General features: G+C 61.4%; 10 protein-coding genes. 5 read left to right on the top strand and 5 right to left on the bottom strand.

What is annotated here, in order from left to right:
* Window positions 1-93: 93 nt before the first annotated feature.
* Window positions 94-1,617 carry a hypothetical protein gene (locus tag FHS50_RS02765; RefSeq protein ID WP_183932857.1) on the top strand — a complete coding sequence of 508 codons (1,524 nt, stop codon included), beginning with the start codon at window positions 94-96 and terminating at the stop codon, window positions 1,615-1,617.
* Window positions 1,614-2,846 carry a lipopolysaccharide biosynthesis protein gene (locus FHS50_RS02770; protein ID WP_183932858.1) on the top strand — a complete coding sequence of 411 codons (1,233 nt, stop codon included), beginning with the start codon at window positions 1,614-1,616 and terminating at the stop codon, window positions 2,844-2,846. The genes FHS50_RS02765 and FHS50_RS02770 overlap by 4 nt, the downstream gene beginning before the upstream one ends.
* Before the next feature lie 37 nt (window positions 2,847-2,883).
* Here the strand turns inward: FHS50_RS02770 and FHS50_RS02775 are convergent, their stop codons facing one another.
* Together FHS50_RS02775 and FHS50_RS02780 are read right to left on the bottom strand one after the other, a co-directional pair.
* Complete coding sequence (locus tag FHS50_RS02775; protein ID WP_183932859.1) at window positions 2,884-5,118, bottom strand: GumC family protein; 2,235 nt, start codon at window positions 5,116-5,118, stop codon at window positions 2,884-2,886.
* Between the two features lie 157 nt (window positions 5,119-5,275).
* Window positions 5,276-7,882 carry an O-antigen ligase family protein gene (locus tag FHS50_RS02780; RefSeq protein WP_183932860.1) on the bottom strand — a complete coding sequence of 869 codons (2,607 nt, stop codon included), beginning with the start codon at window positions 7,880-7,882 and terminating at the stop codon, window positions 5,276-5,278.
* A gap of 196 nt (window positions 7,883-8,078) precedes the next feature.
* Between FHS50_RS02780 and asnB the strand changes: the two genes are divergently transcribed.
* Together asnB and FHS50_RS02790 are read left to right on the top strand one after the other, a co-directional pair.
* Window positions 8,079-9,947 carry an asparagine synthase (glutamine-hydrolyzing) gene (asnB, locus tag FHS50_RS02785; RefSeq protein ID WP_183932861.1) on the top strand — a complete coding sequence of 623 codons (1,869 nt, stop codon included), beginning with the start codon at window positions 8,079-8,081 and terminating at the stop codon, window positions 9,945-9,947.
* A gap of 374 nt (window positions 9,948-10,321) precedes the next feature.
* The gene (locus FHS50_RS02790) at window positions 10,322-11,284 is read left to right on the top strand and encodes a mechanosensitive ion channel family protein (RefSeq protein ID WP_183932862.1); all 963 of its coding nucleotides are present in this window, start codon (window positions 10,322-10,324) and stop codon (window positions 11,282-11,284) included.
* A gap of 25 nt (window positions 11,285-11,309) precedes the next feature.
* Here the strand turns inward: FHS50_RS02790 and FHS50_RS02795 are convergent, their stop codons facing one another.
* Genes FHS50_RS02795 through FHS50_RS02805 form a run of 3 tightly spaced genes read right to left on the bottom strand, consistent with a single transcriptional unit; the run spans window position 11,310 to window position 16,946 of the window.
* Window positions 11,310-14,732, bottom strand: a complete 3,423-nt coding sequence (locus tag FHS50_RS02795; RefSeq protein ID WP_183932863.1) for an error-prone DNA polymerase — start codon at window positions 14,730-14,732, stop codon at window positions 11,310-11,312.
* Window positions 14,732-16,282 (bottom strand): Y-family DNA polymerase, encoded by a 1,551-nt coding sequence (locus tag FHS50_RS02800; RefSeq protein WP_183932864.1) that lies wholly within the window; start codon window positions 16,280-16,282, stop codon window positions 14,732-14,734. Before FHS50_RS02800 ends, FHS50_RS02795 begins: the two co-directional genes overlap by 1 nt.
* Window positions 16,203-16,946 (bottom strand): ImuA family protein, encoded by a 744-nt coding sequence (locus FHS50_RS02805; protein ID WP_183932865.1) that lies wholly within the window; start codon window positions 16,944-16,946, stop codon window positions 16,203-16,205. Before FHS50_RS02805 ends, FHS50_RS02800 begins: the two co-directional genes overlap by 80 nt.
* Before the next feature lie 368 nt (window positions 16,947-17,314).
* On the opposite strand from FHS50_RS02805, the gene FHS50_RS02810 reads away from it, so the two are divergent.
* Window positions 17,315-20,359 (top strand): S8 family peptidase, encoded by a 3,045-nt coding sequence (locus FHS50_RS02810; protein WP_183932866.1) that lies wholly within the window; start codon window positions 17,315-17,317, stop codon window positions 20,357-20,359.
* Window positions 20,360-20,376 lie beyond the last annotated feature (17 nt).

The following is a 20,376-nucleotide window of genomic DNA, read 5'->3' on the forward strand; positions in this document are numbered from 1 at the left end:
ATTGAGCTGGGTCTCGACGCGCGACCCGTCGGACCGCTCGATCGTGAGGCGCGCGCGTCATTAGCTGCTCGAACCGGGGAACAGTGGTCGTCGATGTCTCCGGGTCTTGTAAAAGATTTGTGTGGCGCGCATCTCAACGATTACCTTAATTATGCTCTAGTAGTCAGAGAAGCTGCATTGAACGCAGTGCTCAAATGGCGACACGCTGCCAAGGAAATCGTCATTTTAGCCTACGCCACCGGTTGCGAAAGCATGCCACTATTCGGTGTTCACAACAGCGAACGTAGCATCGGGTCGCCTTCGTTATTGAATTCGCGTTATGCGCAATGGCTCGCTACTAAATGCAATGCCCGTCTGGAGCTGACCTCGGCCCCCATTCGTGACCTCTGGCATCGCAGGCATTTCCGATCAGTCCTGTTATTGCTGGCATCCGCATGGCTACTGTTACGGTATGCCGTACGGTTGTTAAATGCAGCGCCGGCAGCACGGGGAGCCGAGAGCCATACACCGTTACTCATAGTTAGAGCCCTACACCAGTTTCGTTTTGCGCGCGGCTTGCTGCGAGAAAGCGGCCATTTGTCGCTCTGCCTGGTGCCTCAATATAGCCAGGGCAATGTCAAAACTTTGGTCGATCGCGCTCGCACGCTCCCGCGGAAGGGATTCATCATGGTCCCGGGACTGTCCGATTGGTTCGGAGCGTTGTTCGCGGCAATCGCGATGCGATGGCGGTTGGGGCGCGAATTGTCTCGGACCCGCACGCCCCCCGATTTGGTCGGTTTAGCCATCGAAATGCGACATGCTCATATCGGTTTGTTTCATGTGGCATTAATTGACCGCGTTGCTAAAAGAGGAGGCAGAGATCTGGTCAATTTCGAGATGATCGGGGCAATGGCGGGTCTCGAAGCGTTGGCTGCGCGACGAGCCGGACTGCGTCTATCGAGCGTCCAAACCGCTCTGATTTCCGATGCCCCGCTCGCAATTTTTCCGTTCAGCGATGAATTTTACTCGGATAGTCCTGAGATGGCTTGCTTGTGCGAGCGGCTTGGCCATGTGCGGATGGGCGAGGTGAAATTTGTAGGATCACCCTATCCCGTGCAGCCAATCCGCCCGCTGCCCCCTGATTGCGATCTACTTTTCTGCACCCAGCCCGATGATCGCTCTGCCAACCTGCGCATTCTTAAGGCACTGATCCCGCTGGCTAAAAACGGGGGGAGGCGACTCGCCGTCCGGCCACATCCGCGCGACGATATGACCTTTTACCGAGCAGCACTCGAGGCGGCAGGAATCACAGTAATTGTCGATCGGGACGAGCTTTCGAATTCGCTCGAAAAATACCCGCTAATTGTTCTTAAAACATCAAGTCTAGCAAAGGACGCGCTCGGTGCGGGGGCGCATATCGTTTTTTGCCATTTTACCGATCGTGACAGGTCACTTAGTGCCGATTATCTCGATTCCGCTCGGGCGACTGGGCTTGTGGCCAATGATGAAGCTCAGTTGGCCGAACTGATTGCCAATCCGAATAGCCTTTCATCCAGGACCGGGGTGCTTCGTTCGTCCGTCCTGCCCGAGCTATCGATCAGGGATTTGGCCGATGTGCTTGGCAAGGATGGCCGATGATCAGGCGGATAGCCAGCACCGGGTTGCGGGCTGTCTCATTGGGCACGCGGATGCTCTTGATCGTCGCACTAGCGCACTTACTGCCGCCAGCCGAAGTCGCGCGCTTTGCCTTATACTCAAGCGCGCTACTGCTAATCTCGGATCTCCTTCCCCTCGATAGTTACGCGGCCATAATTCGGCAGCTGCTGGGCGAGAAGTCTGATTTGAAAGGAATATTACAGCGCTATTTTGGGTTGCTGGCGGCAAGCGCGCTATCACTGGGACTGCCAGTAGCCTGGCTATACGTATCTGCAACGCCAGCACTGGGGAGCCTTATTGCGGTCGTGATGGCGGGGCATATCCTGCTCGAAATTCTTTCAGCCAATGCCGCCCGCATTGCGATTGCCCTAGGCGCGCCGCTCCGCGCTAATCTCTTGATCTTCCTGCGTACTGCGGCGTGGGTCTTTCCCGCCCTCCCGGCCCTTTATTTCCAAGGGGCGGACGCGGTGTTCGAGGACCTCTTGCTTGTCTGGGCCGCCGGATCGGCTCTGGCCGCCCTTTATGGAGGATTTCTTCTCCAACGGCTGTCCGGACAGTCTATTACGCCTCGCTGGGATGCTGCATGGACCCGCGCGCTCATCCGGTCGGTCGGCTGGTTCTTTGCCGGCACCGTGCTTTATCGCGCGATCATTGGGTTGGATCGGCTGATTGTCGAGAGACTAGCTGGGACCGAGGTGCTGGCTGTCTATGCCGTGCTGATTGCGCTTGCTATGGGTATTCTTAGCCTGCTCGAAGCCGGTGTAAGCGCGTTCCATTATCCGGAGATGGTCAAGGACATCCGGGCCGCGGATTGGAAACGCGCACATGAGGGCTTTCGCCGCTTCGTTCGAGTCAATTTGCTATCCACGGGGGGCACGTTTGCTGTCGCGCTGGGTGTCTATGGTTTGATCATCGATCCCTTGCTCCCGAGTTTCTACCAAGGCTATTCGGAGGCCTTCGCGTGGCTCCTCGTGGGGACCGCGCTATTCAGCGCTTCGATGCCGTATCACTACGCGCTTTTCGGGCTCGATCGCGATCGGCATATGCTGGCCATCTATGCGACGGGCTTGGTCGCGATGGTAGGCTGGGCAGCATTAAAGGTACATGGCGGTACGGTAGTGGATGCGGCGATTATGCCGTCCGTAGCCCTCTCGGCGATTGCGCTGGGCCGCTTTGTCCTCGGAAGACCATCGAGCTGGCCGAGGGACTAACGTCCTTGGTAGGAACGCCAAGCCTCGGCCTCATTATTTAGCCCTCGATGGCAGGACGCTGTTCGTCGTCGTTCGCACCATACCGATAGCTATAACCGTAGCCATAGCCATATCCTTCAGCCTTTGCGTCGAATTTGGCCAAGATAGTTCCGAGGATATTGGCTCGTACGGCGCGGAGCCGCTCGAGCGCCTGGCGCGCTTGGGTGACACGCGTCCGCCCCGCTTCCATGACAAGCACGGTGCCTTCGACAAGCCGCGCGAGTTGAGGCGCGTCGGCCAGTCCAATTACCGGAGGGCCGTCGATAACGACATGGTCGAAGTGATTAAGCGATCCGCTGAGGATCTTTTCAAGATGGCCAGAAGCGAGCAGTTCGGCTGGGTTGCTTGGGATGGCGCCCGCGAGGAGAACAGTCAGCCCTTCGACATCGGATGCTGAGAGATAATCATTAATGTCCGCGCGAGCAGCAAGAATTTCGCTCAGACCGGGCCCCAATGTGCGCCCGAGAAGGCGATGGAGCGAAGGATTACGCATGTCTGCGTCGATCAAAAGAACGCGCCGTCCGACCGACGCGAGCGACTTCGCTAGGGCGAAAGCGCTGGTGCTCTTGCCCTCATTGGGAAGGCTGCTGGTCACCAGCAAGGTTGCAGGCGTACCTCGTTCGTTTGCGAATTGGATCGAAGTCATTGTCGAGAAGTAGGCTTCGGAAATTTCCGAGCGGTCCTCACTCAATTCGCCCATTATGTTATCTGACGCCAAGCGTGGCGTCGTGCCAAGAAGGGGTACGCCGAGCTTCTGGCGGAATTCGCCCGGAAGGATAACATTGTCGGCCAGTTGTTCCGCGACGAAGGCGGATGCGCCTCCGACGATCAGCCCCATCACAAGACCGAGCGCAAGGTTTAGCGGAAGGTTGGGCGACGAAGGATGCTTTGGCACTCGAGCAGGATCGACGATAGAGACGTTATTCGTCCCAACGCCGCCGGCGATTCCGATTTCCTTATACCGCTGCAACAGCGCTTGATACAATTCGCGATTAGTGTCCACGTCGCGCTGGATGATATTGAACGCAATTGACCGCTGCTGCTCGTCGAGCACGTTCCCCTTAAGGGCATTGACCCGCGATTGAAGTGATCGCTCGTTACGTAGCGCCTGACGATATTTTTCCTCCAGGTCCTTTCTCACCGAACTGCGAACCCGGTCCTCTTCCCGAGCTATCTGCTGATCGAGTTCGGCGACCTGCGCCTTTAGAGCGACGACGCGCGGAAACTCGGGGCCGAAATCGCTTTCAAGTTTGCTCAGCTCAGCCCGCAATTCTGCGCGACTTTGCCGCATCATGTTCACCGCTTGGTTGCTTAGCGAAGAAGTGGCCGCCGCACCGCCGGTCGCCGCGCGAAAGTCGGCTTCTGCCCGGACTCGCTGCGCGCGTGCAATCGCGAGCTGTTCACTCAGTTGCTGCAAATCCAGCGTGGTCAGCATCTGACTTGCACGCATCGCACCATCTTCGCCATCGCCGCCAACCTGAATGAGGTTTTGGCGGCGCGCATATTCGGTCGCCTGACGCTCTGACTGTTCAAGCTTTTGGCGTGTTTCTTCTAGCTGGCGTTCAAGAAATTCACGAGCATACTTCGTACGTTCAAAGCGTCGCTCGAGATTGTTCTCGATGTAATTTTCGACTACCGAGTTCGTAATTTGCGCGGCAAGCGCAGGCGCCGGATCAGTGAAACGAACATCGACGATGCTACTGTTGCGCACTGGGGCAATTTCCAGCCCCTCGTCGATAAGCTTTACCGCTTCTTCGAACCGATCTTTGCGCGGTACAGCTTTGAACCCTCCGGCTGCGTCGGCATCGCCTTCTGCAAGGAATGTAAAGTTCTCGCTCAGGCGCAGGTCGCGTACGACTGACTCGGCGAGTGACCGACTTTGCAGTAGCTCGTACTGCGTCTGGTAAAATTCAGCGCTCGCCGCTGCACTTGAACGGTCCTCTTCTGCACCGGCGATGTCCACGATCTTTGCTTCTTCGCGCGCGATTTCGAGTCTGGCTTCCGCGGTGTAAAGGCGCTGCATAAGGAGGCTCACGACGATCGCCAGCAACAGAAAGCCGCCGACAACGCCAAGGACAATCCAGCGATGGCGAAACATGATCCGCCAATATTGCCGCAGCAAAGGCTCCTCTTCGGGGCCTTGCGGACCAGCGGCATAAGGAATGGCCGTATTGGTTTGCTGCTGTGCAGGGACGATCGGAAAAGCGGCGGGGTTGGCGGGATACTGCGTCACTGTTTTTCCTGTTGCGAAATAGGCGCCGGGACAAGCCCGCCGCAGTAATTTTGATAGCTCATTAACCGAAACGGGGTCCCGACTGAAGAGGAGTCGGCTTCCTCTATGGTGCCTTGCCGCGAAATGCAATTTTCGTGACGCTCAAAGGTCGTGTCGGTCACTTTGGGCTAGTCAGTCTGCTGACTTCTATATCATCTAGTTGTGCGCTGGTCGGCTCTCTGGTTTCAACGGTTACGAAAGCCAACTGTAGGAGGGGGCAACTTGGCTGCACCTGAAAGGTCATCGACTTACGCTGCGGGGAGGCTGAAATTCGATCGTCCTGAGACTGCGCGATCCGAGGGCCGCCAACGCAACTCACTCGCGCGCGCACTGGAGACGTGTCCGCGTCAAAGCTCCACTCGCTCCATTCCATTCGGTGGAGGCCCGGTCGGAGCATCGCTAAGCGGCGCAGAGCGGGATACCCCTCCGAGCTGTGCGTTTCGATCAACACCGAAGGATTGTCTGCTCCCTCTACGGCAACCTCGACATTGGTCCCGGAATGTATTCCCCATTCGAAAGGCGATAGGGGCCGGCGCAGCCTAAAATGGGAAAGATCGCCGCCTGCCAGGCGAGATTGGTTTTGCGGCAGATCGCGCGCAAGGCGGTCGACCCGAAAGGCCTCCTCCGCACGTCCGGCGGCGATAAGAGCTTGTATGAGCGGTGCGGCCTCGGCGATCGATGCAGGCAGATCGGACTTTTCCATCGCCGCGATCAGCGCGAGCGCACCGTTAATTTCGCGCGGGTCGCTTTCTGCAGCGAGCTGAAAGACTTGCCGACGCCAATCGGGCGATTTGGCTAATCGATTGGTAATAGCAACACGGAAGCCGGGTTCGTTCGCTGCGATGCGGACGAGCTTCGCTACTTCCGGCCTTCGGTCGGCGGCCTGGCGTGTGCGCATATAGGCATCGGCTCGAAGCGCCGCCACCTCAAATTCTTCGTTGGTCAAGGCCTGACCCAGTGCCCAAAGCTGAGTCGGCGCGTCGCGCCATCCTAAGCTAGCCGCGGCGAGCCAGGCCGCACTGGAATCCTGCCCACTCAACTCTTGCGCGACGGCAAGCGAACGGACCGCCGCCTGATTCATAGGGCTGTTCCTAATCGCATGAGCCGCGAGCGCTTGAGAACGCGCGGCTTCCCGAGCGCGGACCGCTTCACTGGCAAGGATTGCCACCGCTTGACCGTGCGACGGACGCAATTGAGCGGCGGTAGTGCTGTCTCCCGACCGGAACGCTGCCTGAGCTAACTGTATTGGAAGTATCAGAATTGCCACGACCCCCGCTACAGCGAGTCCCGATCCGATTACCGCCATTCCCGACCGCCGAGTAGCCTCACGCGGCGTGCGCAGGTCCATCCAGCCTGCCCCCATAAGGGCGATAGCAAGCGCGCTCATCGCGGCGATCGCCGCAATTCGGATAGGATAGTCAAACGCGCTGTGGACGCTCAAAATGAAAAGAATTCCCGCGCCTGCGAAAAAGAGCCGCCACGAATAACCCGGAATCACCTTGCGACGCAGAAACTGTCGAAGGGCGAAAAAAGCAAGTAGCCCGAATAGGCCCGCTAGCAATGCGAAGCCCGGCGCCCCGGCTTCAAGAATCCATTCCAGCCAATCGTTATGCGCGTGATTGACATAAGCGGGAACGACATGATCGAGATTCTCCTGACTGGCAAAGACTGGCACAAAGGTTCCGAGCCCGCTTCCCCATGGAAAGTAGCCTTGAAGAACATAGAGCGTGTCTGGGACGATCGTGATCCGTAGATCGCTGGGGTTAAGCCATGCCTCGTCGAACGCATTGGCATAAGCCGAAGGGTAGATGCTCATGACGATCAGCAGAGCGATGGGGATCAGCATCACCAAGCCGAGAGCGCGGCTGGATCTGCGCGGCGGCAACGCGATTACGATCGCAAGTGCTAACGCTACCGCTCCGAGGATGAGCCCGGCACGCGATCCACTCGCAATGATCCCCAAAGCCATATATGGGACGGCCAACCAAAGCGCCTTGTCGCGGGGGCGGGGAGAGGAGCCTTCCTCCACCCGCGCCGGAGCAATCGCGATCAACGCGCCGCTAGCTATCATGCCTAACGCTAGAAAGTGGGCGAAATGATTGTGATTGGCGAATAGTCCGCTCGCCATGCTTAAGCTTCGGCTGGCGTAGAATTGCAGCCAGTCAGGAAGACCGAGAATTAGTTGTAGTACCCCGACGGTGGCGTTAACCAACCCTCCCGCCACGGCAATCCATAACCATAGCCGTATTTCGCGGATGCGCGCGCCAAGGGCCGCAAGCACCAACCCGAAAGGCAAGAGAAACATTAGCGCGGATCGCTTGGTCGCTTCGGGGTCGAGTGAAAGCGACCGTGCCTCGTCAGCGGCCCCGATCAAGCCCAATACCGATTGTTCGGAACCGCGCAGGGGCGCGTCGTCCCATGGGCGATCGTTGAACGCCCAAAGTTGGAAGACCACCAAAGCGGCGAGTCCGATCATCAGGCCCAGTGTCGGCCATGCGATGGAGGGAAGTCGTCTGCGACCATTAAAATGCGCCGCTAGCGTCATGGCGATAAGCCCTGCCCCGCCGAAAGCAAGAATGCCGTTGCCAAGAGGACCATCCGCTCCGCCGCCACCAATAATTGTCGCTAGCGCGAATAGTGTCAGCGCGGCGATTCCCACAGGGCCAATCGGGTAATGGTCCGTCGATCGCGCCCCATTGGCTTTCACATCAAGTAACTTGGACATATCGTCGACCTCCGCCCCCTAGCGGTCTACCGGGAATCACGCTCTTCGGCACCGTGAGTGGCGTAGAGCATGACCCTCACGGGAGCAACTTTGCAGCATGAACGACCGCTAAGTTTTTCCTTTTGCCTGGCAGCATCCATGTCTATTTGACGAGAATGATCCAAACCATTTTGAGTGAAGCCAGAAAGGCTGGAAAATGTGCGGCCTTGTAGTATCCGTCGGAGAGCGTCCGCTGCTGGCCACGCTTGAAGAAGCCCATCGCCGTCAGTATCACCGCGGGCCAGACGCAGGCCGCATTCATGAAGAAGTCATCGCCGGCAAGACTGTTGGGCTCGCCCACGAACGCCTCGCGATTGTAGATTTGAGCGATGCTGGGATTCAGCCAATGCGATCAACCAGCGGGCGCACAATCATCGCTTTTAATGGCGAAATCTACAACTATGTTGAGTTGGCGTACGAATACGGTTTGGCGGGACCGATGGCTCGCAACGATACCGCCGTGGCTGTGGAGCTAATCGAGCGACTGGGTATCGAAGAAGCGTGCAGCCGTTTCAATGGTATGTGGGCGATGGCAGTGCTTGATCGCCAAAGGGGGTTGCTGCACTTCTCGCGTGACAGGCTGGGCAAGAAACCGCTGTATTATGCGACCTACGGGCGACAATTCATGGCGGCCTCGGAGATGCACAGCCTGCTGATGATGCCTGGGATGGATTTCAAACCCGACCTTACCACAGCGGGTCGATTCCTGTCGTTGTCGCTGCAGAATGTTGACGATCGGAGCTGGGCTAGGGGAATCAGCGCGATTCCGGCTGGCGCGGTGCGCACGATCAACCTATCCCACCCTATACCCGAGTTGAGCGAGCCGCGTTTCTTTTGGTCGCTGCTTAAAAATGAAGCGATGGTGCCCTCTCCCCACCTCAGTGAGGATCAATGGCTTTCGCGACTTCGCGACACGCTAGAGGATTCGGTCGCAATGCGGCTCCGCGCAGATGTCCCGGTTGGCGTGGCTTTGTCGGGTGGAATCGACAGTTCGGTGATTTGCGCGATTACCCGCGCGATGCGCGATGGACAGGGCGCGACCTTTTTTTCAGCGGTGAGTCCCGGACAGCCTGAGGATGAAAGTCGTTTCGTCGACATGGTATCGCGTCACCTCGACATACCTGTCGAGAAGGTAGAGCTTAGTAATTCGGATAGCGCCGACATTCTTACAGAAGTCGCTGATTGCAGCCGCTTTCACGACGGCCCGCTCACGAGTTTCTCGCCTCTTCTGTTCCGTCGCCTGATGGAGCGCGCGCGCCAAATGGGTATCACTGTTGTTCTGACGGGACAGGGCGCAGATGAGGCTTTTTGCGGTTATCGGAAATATCCCTTCTTTGCCTTGCGGGAACTAATCGCCGAGAAGCGCCCCCTCCGGGCGGCGTTCAAAGCGCTGCAGTTTCTGACCAAGGGCGCAATCGGGAATTTTCGATTTGTCGAAGCTAAGCGTTATCTGGGCCGGTCCGAGCGCGGACATCTGGGGGAGGCGCTTGCGGACTTCAATCACAACCTGCGCGCTGGGACCGGGCTGGCGGCTCGCCAATGGGCGGATATCCGCCATTATAGTGTTCCTGCGCTTTGTCATTACGAAGATCGCATGTCCATGAGTTGGTCGCGTGAAGTACGCTCCCCGTTCCTTGATTATCGCTTGATCGAGCTAGGATTGGCGATGCCTATGGAGATGAAGCTTGGTCAGGGCTGGACAAAATATGCGCTGCGCAAGGCCTATGCCGACACATTGCCCGATGCTGTAATCTGGCGGCGTGATAAGAAGGGTTTTGCCAACCCGGAGGACAACTGGCTGCGCGGAGCCGGGGCGCATGCACTTGAGATGATGGGCGCGCCCGATGCCCCCGTTTATGCCCATGGCTTAATTGAGCGAGAGCCCTATCTCGCCATGCTCAGGCGCTATCTCGCTGGGGACGATCGCATTTGGTTCCGAGAGGTTTTCGCTCCTATATCGACCAACATTTGGCTTGAAACGGTCCAATCGGGCGCAAGTGCAATTGAGCAGTCTCGCGCGGCGTGAGGCTTCCCAACCGAGAGGAGCTTTTCTTAGCTTTCAGATAACAGGGCCTGCACCTGCTTTTAAGCCCGTATCTGATGGGTTCAGGCTCCGCTCCTTCCAAGGGGCGGCATCCGCTAAACAGTGCCTTGTCCCGTTGGCAGTGAGGAGAAAAAGGGCTTCGCCTCTTTTAGAAGCGGGCCACATCTTTTTCCCTCTCATTTGCAGCTCAAGGATAGTCAGACGCTTCAAGGCGGCGTGTTAGAGCTGCGAGCCCAACGCGTTGGGATCGGAAGTGGCGTCGCGCGATAATGGCTTGTGTGCAGCTCGTCTTCTCGGTGTTAAGGGGAACGGTTTTGGCACTCGCTTCATTGATAATCATTAAGGGAGGAGCGGGTATGAGCGGCATTGACGCAGATATCTCGGCGACGTGGCAGACAATCGACAGTCTCGTGGAAGGCTTTTTCGCAACGCTGCCTAAGTTAGTGATCGGCGCGATCGTCTTCGTCATTATTTGGATGATCGCCAAGCTAGTGCGCTCCGTGATATCGCGGGCGAAGTTCGGCGACGACAATGGCGAACTGGCGCTTGTCCTGTCGCGGATCGTCTATTGGGTGCTGCTGATCGTCGGGCTGTTCATTGCGCTCACCGTGGTGCTGCCTTCGCTGACGCCCGCGCAGCTGATTTCGACCTTGGGGATTGGCGGGCTGGCGATCGGTTTTGCCTTCAAGGATATCTTCCAGAACTTACTGGCAGGGATCCTCATTCTCATCCGGCGGCCGTTCCGGATCGGGGATGAGATCGAGAGCAAGGACTATCTCGGCAAGGTCGAGGCGATCGAGACGCGGGCGACCTATCTGAAGACGCCGGACGGGCAGCAGGTGATCATTCCCAACAGCCAGATCTATTCGGACCCGATCACGGTGGTGACCGCCTATGACGTGCGGCGGAGCGAATATGAGATCGGTATCGGCTATGGCGACGATATCAAGACCGCTCGCGAGGTGCTGTTAAAGGCGGTCCGCGGCGTCGAGGGGGTATTGTCGGAGCCGGCGCCGGATGTGCTTGTCTCCTCGCTCGATGCGAGCTGGGTCACGCTCAAGGCGCGCTGGTGGACCGATTCGGTGCGGAGCGCGGTGACGCGGACGCGCAGCGAGGTCATCCAGGAAGTCGCCTACCATCTGACCGAGGCGGGGATCGACATGCCTTTCGATACGCAGGTCGTGCTGTTCCACGACCAGACCGAGGAAAGCGATGGCGACCGGGCCAGGCAGCGCGAGGGCTGGCCGACCGGGCCGGACAATTCCCGGCCTGCGAAGATGGTCGATGCGATGCGCGAGCGGGGCAAGGCCAACGACTGATCGCGGTGGCGGGCGGCCTTGCCCGTCAGTGGAAATCGCGGCTGCGCGGGAGGATGCGCGCGTTGCGCGGATGCCCCGTGGCCGCGGGCCGCGCGAGCGTCCGCTTCGGCTGGCGCGGGGGGCAGTCGGCATTGGCGGCGTCGGGGATCACCGGCACCTTGTGTTTCACCTCGCTCATCGTGCGGAGCGGGCGGGTGACATGGTCGGCGCGCGACATGCGCGGATCGAGCAGATCCTCGCTGAGTTCGGACAGGCGGTGCGTGGCATCTTCGAGGCGAGTGACGATGACGTGGAGCACTTCGTCGTCCATCTCGATCCGGCCGGTCACCTCCATCAGCCGCGCGCCCATGATGACCTTGCGATATTTCTCCATCACGTCCGGCCAGATGACGAGATTGACCACGCCCGTCTCGTCCTCGAGCGTGATGAAGCAGACGCCCTTGGCGCTGCCCGGGCGCTGGCGGATGAGGACCACGCCCGCGACCTTCACCGACTGGCGGAAATTGCGTTTGCGAAGGTCGGCGCTGGCGGTGAAGCCGCGCGCGTCGAGATCGGGGCGCAGGAAGGAGAGGGGATGCGCCTTCAGGCTGAGGCGGGTGGTCTGATAGTCGGCCACCACATGTTCGCCCAGCGCCATTTCCGGCAATTGGTGCGCGGCGCGTTCGCGGCCCTCGTCGCGTGCATCGGCGGCGGCGAACAGGGGCAGGTCGAGCGCGGGCTTGAGCGCGCGGGCGTCCCATAGCGCCTGGCGCCGGTCGAGCCCCATCGAGCGGAAGGCATCGGCGGCGGCGAGGCGCTGGATCACCGCGGGAGTGAGGCCCGCGCGTTCCTGCAGCATGGCGACACTTTCATAAGGCCCCTGTTCGGCCCGCGCCGCGACGAGGCGCGCCGCCGCGACCTCGGACAGCCCGTCGACCTGCCGCAGCCCGAGCCGCAGCGGGGGCTGTTCGCCGGAGCCGGTCTCGAGCCGGTTGTCCCAGTCGCTATGGTTGACGTCGATAGCACGCACCTCGACCCCATGTTCCTGCGCGTCGCGGACGATCTGCGCGGGGGCGTAGAAGCCCATCGGCTGCGAATTGAGGAGCGCGCAGGCGAAGGCCGCGGGATAATGGCATTTCATCCAGCTCGAGATGTAGACGAGATGGGCGAAGCTGGCGGCATGGCTTTCGGGAAAGCCATATTCGCCAAAACCGCGGATCTGCTGGAAGCAGCGCGCCGCGAAATCGGGATCATAGCCGCGTTCGATCATCCGCCCGACCATCTTGTCCTGCAGTTCATCGACCATGCCGCGCGAGCGGAAGGTCGCCATCGCCTTCCTGAGCTGGTTGGCTTCGCGGCTGGAGAAGTTGGCGGCGTCGAGCGCGATCTTCATCGCCTGTTCCTGGAAGATGGGAACGCCGAGCGTGCGCCCGAGGATCGAGGAAAGTTCATCGGGCGGGCCATGTTCGGGGCCGGGTTTGGGAATGACCACCGGCTCGGCGCCGCGCCGCCGCTTGAGATAGGGATGGACCATGTCGCCCTGGATGGGGCCCGGGCGGACGATCGCCACCTCGATCACCAGATCGTAGAATTTGCGCGGCTTGAGCCGCGGCAGCATGTTCATCTGGGCGCGGCTTTCGACCTGGAACACGCCCAGACTGTCGCCTTTCACCAGCATGTCATAGACGCGCGGATCCTCGCGCGGGACGGTGGCGAGATCGATGTCGCGGCCATGATGCTCGCGCAAGAGGTCCAAGCCCTTTTGCAGGCAGGTGAGCATGCCCAGAGCGAGCACGTCGATCTTGAGGATGCCCAGCGCCTCGATATCGTCCTTGTCCCATTCGATGAAGCTGCGGTCGGGCATCGCGCCATTGCCCACCGGGACGGTTTCGGTGAGCGGACCCTGGGTGAGGATGAAGCCCCCGACATGCTGCGAGAGATGGCGCGGCATGCCGATCATCTGTTCGGTCAGCCTGAGGACGCGGCGCAATTGCGGGTCGGCCATGTCGAGCCCCGCCTCGGCGGCATGTTTTTCGGCGATCTCCTTGCCATAGCTGCCCCATACGGTGCGGGCGAGCGCGCTGGTCGTGTCCTCGGAAAGCCCCATCACCTTGCCGACCTCGCGAATCGCCATGCGCGGGCGGTAGTGGATCACCGTGGCGCACAGCCCCGCGCGATGGCGGCCGTAGCGGCGGTAGATATATTGGATCACCTCCTCGCGCCGCTCATGTTCGAAATCGACATCGATGTCGGGCGGCTCCTTGCGCTCCTCGGAGATGAAGCGGTCGAACAGCAGTTCATATTCGTCGGGATCGACGGCGGTGATCTCGAGACAGTAGCAGACCGCTGAATTGGCGGCGCTGCCGCGGCCCTGGCAGAGGATCGGGGGATCGCACGAACGGGCAAAGTCGATGATGTCCTTGATGGTCAGGAAATAGCGCGCGATGTCGAGCTTCGCGATCAGCGCCAGTTCGCGTTCGATGAGCCCCTTCACCTTTTCGGGAACGCCCCCCGGATAGCGCCGCGCCGCGCCTTCCCAGGCGAGCCGTTCGAGCTGTTCGTCGGGGGTACGGTCCCTGGGAATGGGTTCGTCGGGATATTCGTAGCGCAGTTCGTCGAGGCTGAAGGTGCAGGCGTCGGCCACCTGCCGCGTCGCCGCGATGGCATGGGGCCAGCGCGCGAACAGGCGGACCATTTCGGCCGGGGACTTGAGGTGCCGCTCGGCATTGGCGAGGAGAAGAAGGCCCGCTTTGTCGATGGTGGTTTTCTCGCGGATGCATGTCATCACGTCCTGGAGCGGGCGCCGTTCGGGAGCGTGGTAGAGAACCGCATTGGTGGCGAGGATCGACAGGTCGTGCTGCCGCGCCAGCGCGTCGAGCCGGTTGATCCGCGCCACATCGTCGCCGCGATAGAGAAAGGAGGCGGCCAGGTGGCGCATCGTCGGCAATTGCCCTGCGAGCCGTGCGACCTGCTTTTCGAAAGCGGAATCGATCCGGTCGGGGGGACAGAGGATGAGCTGGATCCCTGTCGCATGGGCCGCGAGCATGGCGAGGTCGATTTCGCACGCGCCCTTGTCCTGCCAGTCGCCCGACAGTGTCGCCATCTTGCCCGTGCTGAGGAGCGCCGAGAGGCGGCCATAAGCGGCGCGGTCTTCGGGATAGGCGAGAAAGGCATGGCCTTCGACCGTTTCGATCCGGCAGCCGATGACGGGGCGCAGCCGCGCGGTTTTCGCCTCGGTGTGGAGGCGCACCACCCCGGCGAGCGTGTTCACATCGGCAATGCCGAGCGCGTCATGCCCCTGGTGCAGCGCGGTGAGCACGAGATCGACCGCATCCGATGCGCCGCGCAGGAAGGAAAAGCAGCTCATCAGGCCCAGTTCGACGAAATCGGCGCGCGGATTGCCGCGGAAGGGATCGCCTTCGCGCCGCGCGAGCGTGCGCCGGTCGGGAGTGAGGGGCTTGTCGGGCATCAGGCGAACAGTCCGTGCAGATACCAGTCGGGCAGGCCGCCGCGCCCGTCGCCCACCAGCCCGTTGCGGAAGATCCAGTAGCGCCGCCCTTCGCCATCCTCGATGCGATAATAGTCGCGCAGCCGCGTCGAGGAGCGCTGGCGCCACCATTCGGGCGAGATGCGTTCGGGGCCTTCGACCTTGACGATATCGTGCATCGTGCCGCGCCAGCGGAAGCGGCGCGGCAGGCCGTCGGGAGTGAGATAGATCACGCTGATCGCCTCGGGCCGGTCGAGCAGCTTCAAGGGGCGGCAGGCGATATCGAGATCATATTGGGCGCGCGAAGGCGGCTCCGCGCCGGCGGCGATGCGCTGCTGGCTGCGTTCGGGCAGATGGCTCTGGCGCGGGGCGAGGCAAGCGACATTGGCCTTGCCCAGCCGGGTCACCAGACGGTCGATCAGCATCGGCAGCGGAGTGCCCTTGCCGCGCTCGCGGTCGAGCCGGTCCTGCGCCTGGTCGAGAGGTTCGGCCCAGACCGCGGTCAATCGCGCCTGGTCGATGCCAAAGCCCGCCTCGATATCGTCGAGCCGCTCGTCGAACAGCCGAGCGAGATGGTCGGGATCGCGCGAGGGCGAGGCCAGTTCGACCGCCCGCTCGATCGCGTCGCCATCGACGCGCCACAGTCGCAAGACCAGCCGCCGGGCACCCAAGCGCGCGGCTTCGAGAGTGCGCGCCAGGTCGAGCGCGAGATCGGCGACGATGCGGGCGAGGAGCGGCGCGTGCAGCACCGGTTCGAGAAGACGGCGGTCGGCGGTGGGAGGCACTTCCTCGATCAGGGGAACGAGCGGTTCGTGGGTGCGACCCAAGAGCTGGTCGAGGCGGTGCAGCGGATTGGCCTCGGGCGAGCGGCGGTTGCGGAAGCGGCGCGCGAGGCTTTCGCGCGGGACCGCCATCAGCTCCCCGATGGTCTTGAGCCCCAGCCGCGAGAGGAGGAGCCGCGTGTCGGCATTGAGACGCAGCGCCGCGGCGGGCAGGGGAGCGAGCGCGGCGGGAAGCGCGGCGGGGTCGGTCACGACCGGCCGTTCGCCGCCATGATGGGACAAGGCCCAGGCCGCGCCCGCATTGGTAGCCAGCGCGACGCGCGCGCCATAGCCTTCCATCCCGTAGCGATGTTCGATGTCGGCGAGCATCGCGGCCTCTCCGCCGAACAGATGCGCGCTTGAACTGGCGTCGAGCAGGAGAGCGTCCTGCCCGTCGACCATGGTCCAGGGTCCCCATCGCTGTGCCGCGAGAGCCATTTTCTCAAGCGTGCGATGGTCGCCTTCATGATCCGAGGGGAAGGCGGCGATGCCCGGCGCGAGCATCCGCGCGTCCGCCAGGCGCATGCCCGCTTCCGCCCCCAGCGCACGGGCGAGGGGATTGGCGGCGTCGATGGCGGGGCCGTGCGCGGTCTCGGTGACGAGCAGGGCAGGGGCGAGAGTGCGCGCCTCTTCACCCTGCCGCGCGCTGATCCGGCTCCAGCGGTCGATCGCGAAGGTCGGAAACCAGATGGAGACGATCGCCCGGTTCATGCCCCTCTCCATGCGACAGGAGGAAAGTGCCGGGCCGGAAGCCGCGCCCGCGATAGAGCTCGGCCTCGAGCGTGGGCGAGCCGGGGGCCTGCGGGTTCCAGCGATGATCCTGTGCCGGGGCCGAGCGGGTGCGCCAGCGCAGCCGCGCCGCCGAGAGGTTGGACGTGCCTTCGCGGCGCAGAAGGAGGAGCGGGACGCCGCTGCGCTCCGCCGCCAGCACGAGGCGGCGCGTGGCGGTGAAGTCGAGCGACTTGGGATCGCCCCACAATTCGCCCACGACAAAGGCCATGGCGCCGCATCTTACGCCTTCCTCCATCGCCCAGAGGGCATCGCTGCCATGGCGGGCCTGGACATGGATGAGGCCGGGGCGCAGCGGCGCGGGGAGGCCGTGCAGGAAGGGACGGCCCGAACGGCGCATGCTGTCGGCGTCCTGGACCCAGAGCCAGGAGGGGGCGGGTGCCTCGGCATTGCCGTGCATCTGGCCGAGCGCGAGGGCGAGGGCATCGGCGGAAAGCTCGTCCCCGCTGGAGAAAATCTCCCATAGGGAAGGGGATAGAGGGAGGTCCGGGGACCAGCTGCCATGCGGGTTTCCGGTATGACCGGAAAGGTCGGCCGCGCGGAGCGCGTCGAGGGCGGAAAGGCAGCGGGGCAGGTCATCATTCACGGGCAGACAAGAATCGAATCGAGGTTTATGTTCCCTATATGTTCTCACTATTCGGAGTTGGTGGCAAGGCTGTTTGCGGAGGCTTGCGACCACGCCCCGGGGGTGCCTAGGGGCACACTGGGCGGCCTGTTGACGAGCGGGTTAACGAAGCGGCTGAAAAGCGGAAAATAGGCCTGACGCGGGGTTGTAAAGGGTGGAAACAGTCGATCTTCCCTTTTCGGAAATGTCGCGAAACTCAGGAAAATGAAGCCGATACGTGATTATTTTACCATTAACTCCATCGGGATACCTCTCGGTTAACATCCTGCGATTAACTTCTTCAATATCCCGGTGTGTATCCACGCCGAACGACCAAGAATGGAAGTGATATGAAGAAGAGCATCGCATATGGAGCAGCAAGCCTCGCCCTCGGGGCCTCGCTCGCCAGCCCCGCGTACGCACAGGACGGGGATGCCATTCCCGCTGCGCTTCTGGGCACTTCCATCGTCACCGACCAGGAAGGCGATGCACCGCCGAGCGGGAATGTTTCGGAAGCGAGCACTCTCCAGCCGCACGCGATCGCGAATTACGGGGTCGATCCCAACTACGGGAACATCAATCCCTTCTACGGCGACATCGGCGCCTTCTGGGGCAACATCAATCCGTTCTACGGCAACATCAATCCGTTCTACGGGAACATCAACCCCTTCTACGGGAACATCAGCCCCTTCTATGGGAACATCAACCCATTCTACGGGAATATCAGTCCTTTCTACGGCGATATCAGTGCCTTCTGGGGCGACATTAACGCTTTTTATGGGGATATCTCCGCGTTCGACAGCGCCTATCTGAACTCGATCGGGACCTTCTGGCAGGACACCACGGTCTTCTGGCAGGAAATCGACAAGCAGTGGGCCGCCGCCGGCAGCGATAGCCTGCTCAGCTACAGCCTGGTGGGCGGGACGGTGAGCTCGCCATATTCGACCGTGCAGGCGCAGCTGAAAGAACTGGTGCGCCGGTCCGAAGCGCAGTGGGGCAAGGCCGTAATGGCCAAAACCGGCCTCGGCTTCGATGCCGGGTTCGCGCAGAAGGTCTTCAAGCGGCACGGCATCGACATCAACGATCCCAATTCGCTAGCGGCGCTCGACGAAGTTGATCGCGCGCTCTTCTTCCTCGACTGGCACGACAGCCTGATGACCTTTTCGGGGCTCGACCATGTCGATCACTGGATGTCGTCGGTCAATTGGACCCCCGCGATCACCCAGATGCAGGGCGGTGGCGGCGACGCGGTGATCGGGATGATCGATTCCACCGTGATGAACGACCAGGATCTTGCCGACAATGTGATCTGGCAGGGCGGAAGTCAGACCGATCTCGGTGGCCATGGAGCCGGGGTGGCGAGCCTTCTCTTCGGCGCGCATGACGGCGAAGGCGTGATGGGCATCGCGCCTGACGTCCGCGTGAGTTTCTACAATCCCTTTGCCGCCGCCGGCACCGCCGACTGGCCCGACATCACCCATGCGATCTCGGCCCTCAAATCGACCGACCATGCCTCGGCGAGCATCATCAACCTTTCGCTGGGCGAAAGCGGCTGGGCGCTCGCGCCGGGCATCGCGAAGGTCTTCTCTGACCCCTCGGTCGCCAAGCACAAGGACAATACGGTTTACGTCATCGCCGCTGGCAATGACGGCCTTAGCCAGACTGTCGATCTTGAGTGGAATTTCGCGTCCGACCCTTCGATGATCCTCGTCGGTTCGACCAATCCGCTCGACGAGATCTCGGCTTTCTCGAACCGTCCGGGCACGGCGTGCCTTCTCGATCACGGCATCTGCCATGAGCAGAATCGCCTTTATATGCGCACCATCGTGGCGCCTGGTGAGATGCTGCTCGTCTCTGACGGTCAGGGCGGCGTGGTTCGCCGTTCGGGCACTTCCTTCGCCGCGCCGCTGGTGTCGGGAGCGATTTCGCTTTTACATGATCGCTGGCCTTGGCTGGCGCGCAATCCCAAAGCGACGACCGAAATCATTTTCCGGTCGGCACGCGACCTTGGCGCGCCGGGTCCCGATCCGGTCTATGGCTGGGGCATGCTTGACGTGCTGGCCTCGCAATCGCCGCTCGATTTCAATGCGCTCAGCTTCACCATGTACAAGAAAAAGGGCAGTTTCTACCGCTCCTCTAGCCAGTCGGCGGCCGAAATCATCCGCTCAGGCATCAGTTCCTCCTGGGAAGGCGACGAGGTCTTCTTCTTCATGCTCGAGCGTGTCGGCGGGACACATCGCGATTTCGCGGTGCCCCTGTCGAGCGTGCTCTATGGCAAGAAAACCAATGTCGGCGGAAGCTGGCAATATCTGCAGAAGTTCGTTGCAAGTCGTTTCGCGCAGTGGATCCTGAGCGGCGGCGCGGACAGCGACGGTGACGGCACCGCCGGCTTCAGCGACGTGCGTTCGAGCAGCGCACAGGTGCCGGGCGGCTGGATGCTGCGCTACGACGCGTCCCTGCCCACGGTCCGTTACGACGGACGCCTGACCCCGAGCCATGGCGCGGCCACGCTGAGCGACCCGATGGGCAAGTTCGCCCTGACCATGGGCTATGGCGAGGGCTCGCTGGCCCTCAACGGCGGGCGTTTCACCAACAGCGCCGACCATGACCGCCATACCGGCGGGGTTAATCCGGTGCTGGGCTTCGCTTCGGGCGAAAGCTTTGCCGCCGCGAGCTACCAGCTTGGCGAGAACACCCGCGTGAAGCTGGGTTATAGCGAGAACCGCCGCGACGCGGGCGACCTGCCGGGCCTCACGCCGCAGGAGAGGGTACTGATGGACCAGCTCGACGACCATGAAGCGCATGCTTTCTCGGTCGAAGTGTCGCACAAGGTAAATCGCGACCTCAGCCTGAGCGCGCAGGTGACGCGTCTTCGCGAGAAGAGCGCTCTCCTGGGCACGCAGACGACGATCGACGACCTGCTGGGTCAGGGCACGTCGACCGAAGCGCTGACGCTGGCCGCCGCCTATGACGCGGGTCACGGCATCCAGGTCGACCTTTCGGCCACCGCCGCGCGGACCGGAACCGCCAGCGACCAGGCGCTTGCCACCAAGGGCGATGTGCTGAGTACGGCGGGCCAGCTCGCGGTGACCAAGCATGGCCTCCTCGGCAAGAAGGATGCGCTCCGCCTGTCGGTTGCCCAGCCTCTCAATGTCGAGAAGGGCGAGATCGAGTTCTACAGCCTCGGCGTCGTCGATCGGCAGACCGGCGAACTGGGCGAGATCGCACAGCAGTTCAGCATCGAGGGCAAGCGCCGCGTCGTCGGCGAGGCCGCCTATGCCGCACCGCTCGGCGATGATGGCGAGCTGTCCTTCTTCGGACGCTACGAAAGCCGGGGAAATCCGGGTGAAACGGAAAATTATGTCTTTGGCGGTAGCTTCAGCCTCCGATTTTAAGGACTGATTTCGAAAGA

The organism is Sphingomicrobium lutaoense, assembly GCF_014195685.1.
Classification (GTDB): domain Bacteria; phylum Pseudomonadota; class Alphaproteobacteria; order Sphingomonadales; family Sphingomonadaceae; genus Sphingomicrobium; species Sphingomicrobium lutaoense.

What these genes read in the sequence shown, in the direction of transcription:
- FHS50_RS02780 (WP_183932860.1), bottom strand. Translation starts at nt 7,882, where the DNA reads ATGTCCAAGTTACTTGATGTGAAAGCCAATGGGGCGCGATCGACGGAC.
- FHS50_RS02810 (WP_183932866.1), top strand. Translation starts at nt 17,315, where the DNA reads ATGAAGAAGAGCATCGCATATGGAGCAGCAAGCCTCGCCCTCGGGGCC.
- FHS50_RS02790 (WP_183932862.1), top strand. Translation starts at nt 10,322, where the DNA reads ATGAGCGGCATTGACGCAGATATCTCGGCGACGTGGCAGACAATCGAC.
- FHS50_RS02765 (WP_183932857.1), top strand. Translation starts at nt 94, where the DNA reads ATGTCTCCGGGTCTTGTAAAAGATTTGTGTGGCGCGCATCTCAACGAT.
- FHS50_RS02795 (WP_183932863.1), bottom strand. Translation starts at nt 14,732, where the DNA reads ATGCCCGACAAGCCCCTCACTCCCGACCGGCGCACGCTCGCGCGGCGC.
- asnB (WP_183932861.1), top strand. Translation starts at nt 8,079, where the DNA reads ATGTGCGGCCTTGTAGTATCCGTCGGAGAGCGTCCGCTGCTGGCCACG.
- FHS50_RS02770 (WP_183932858.1), top strand. Translation starts at nt 1,614, where the DNA reads ATGATCAGGCGGATAGCCAGCACCGGGTTGCGGGCTGTCTCATTGGGC.
- FHS50_RS02800 (WP_183932864.1), bottom strand. Translation starts at nt 16,282, where the DNA reads ATGAACCGGGCGATCGTCTCCATCTGGTTTCCGACCTTCGCGATCGAC.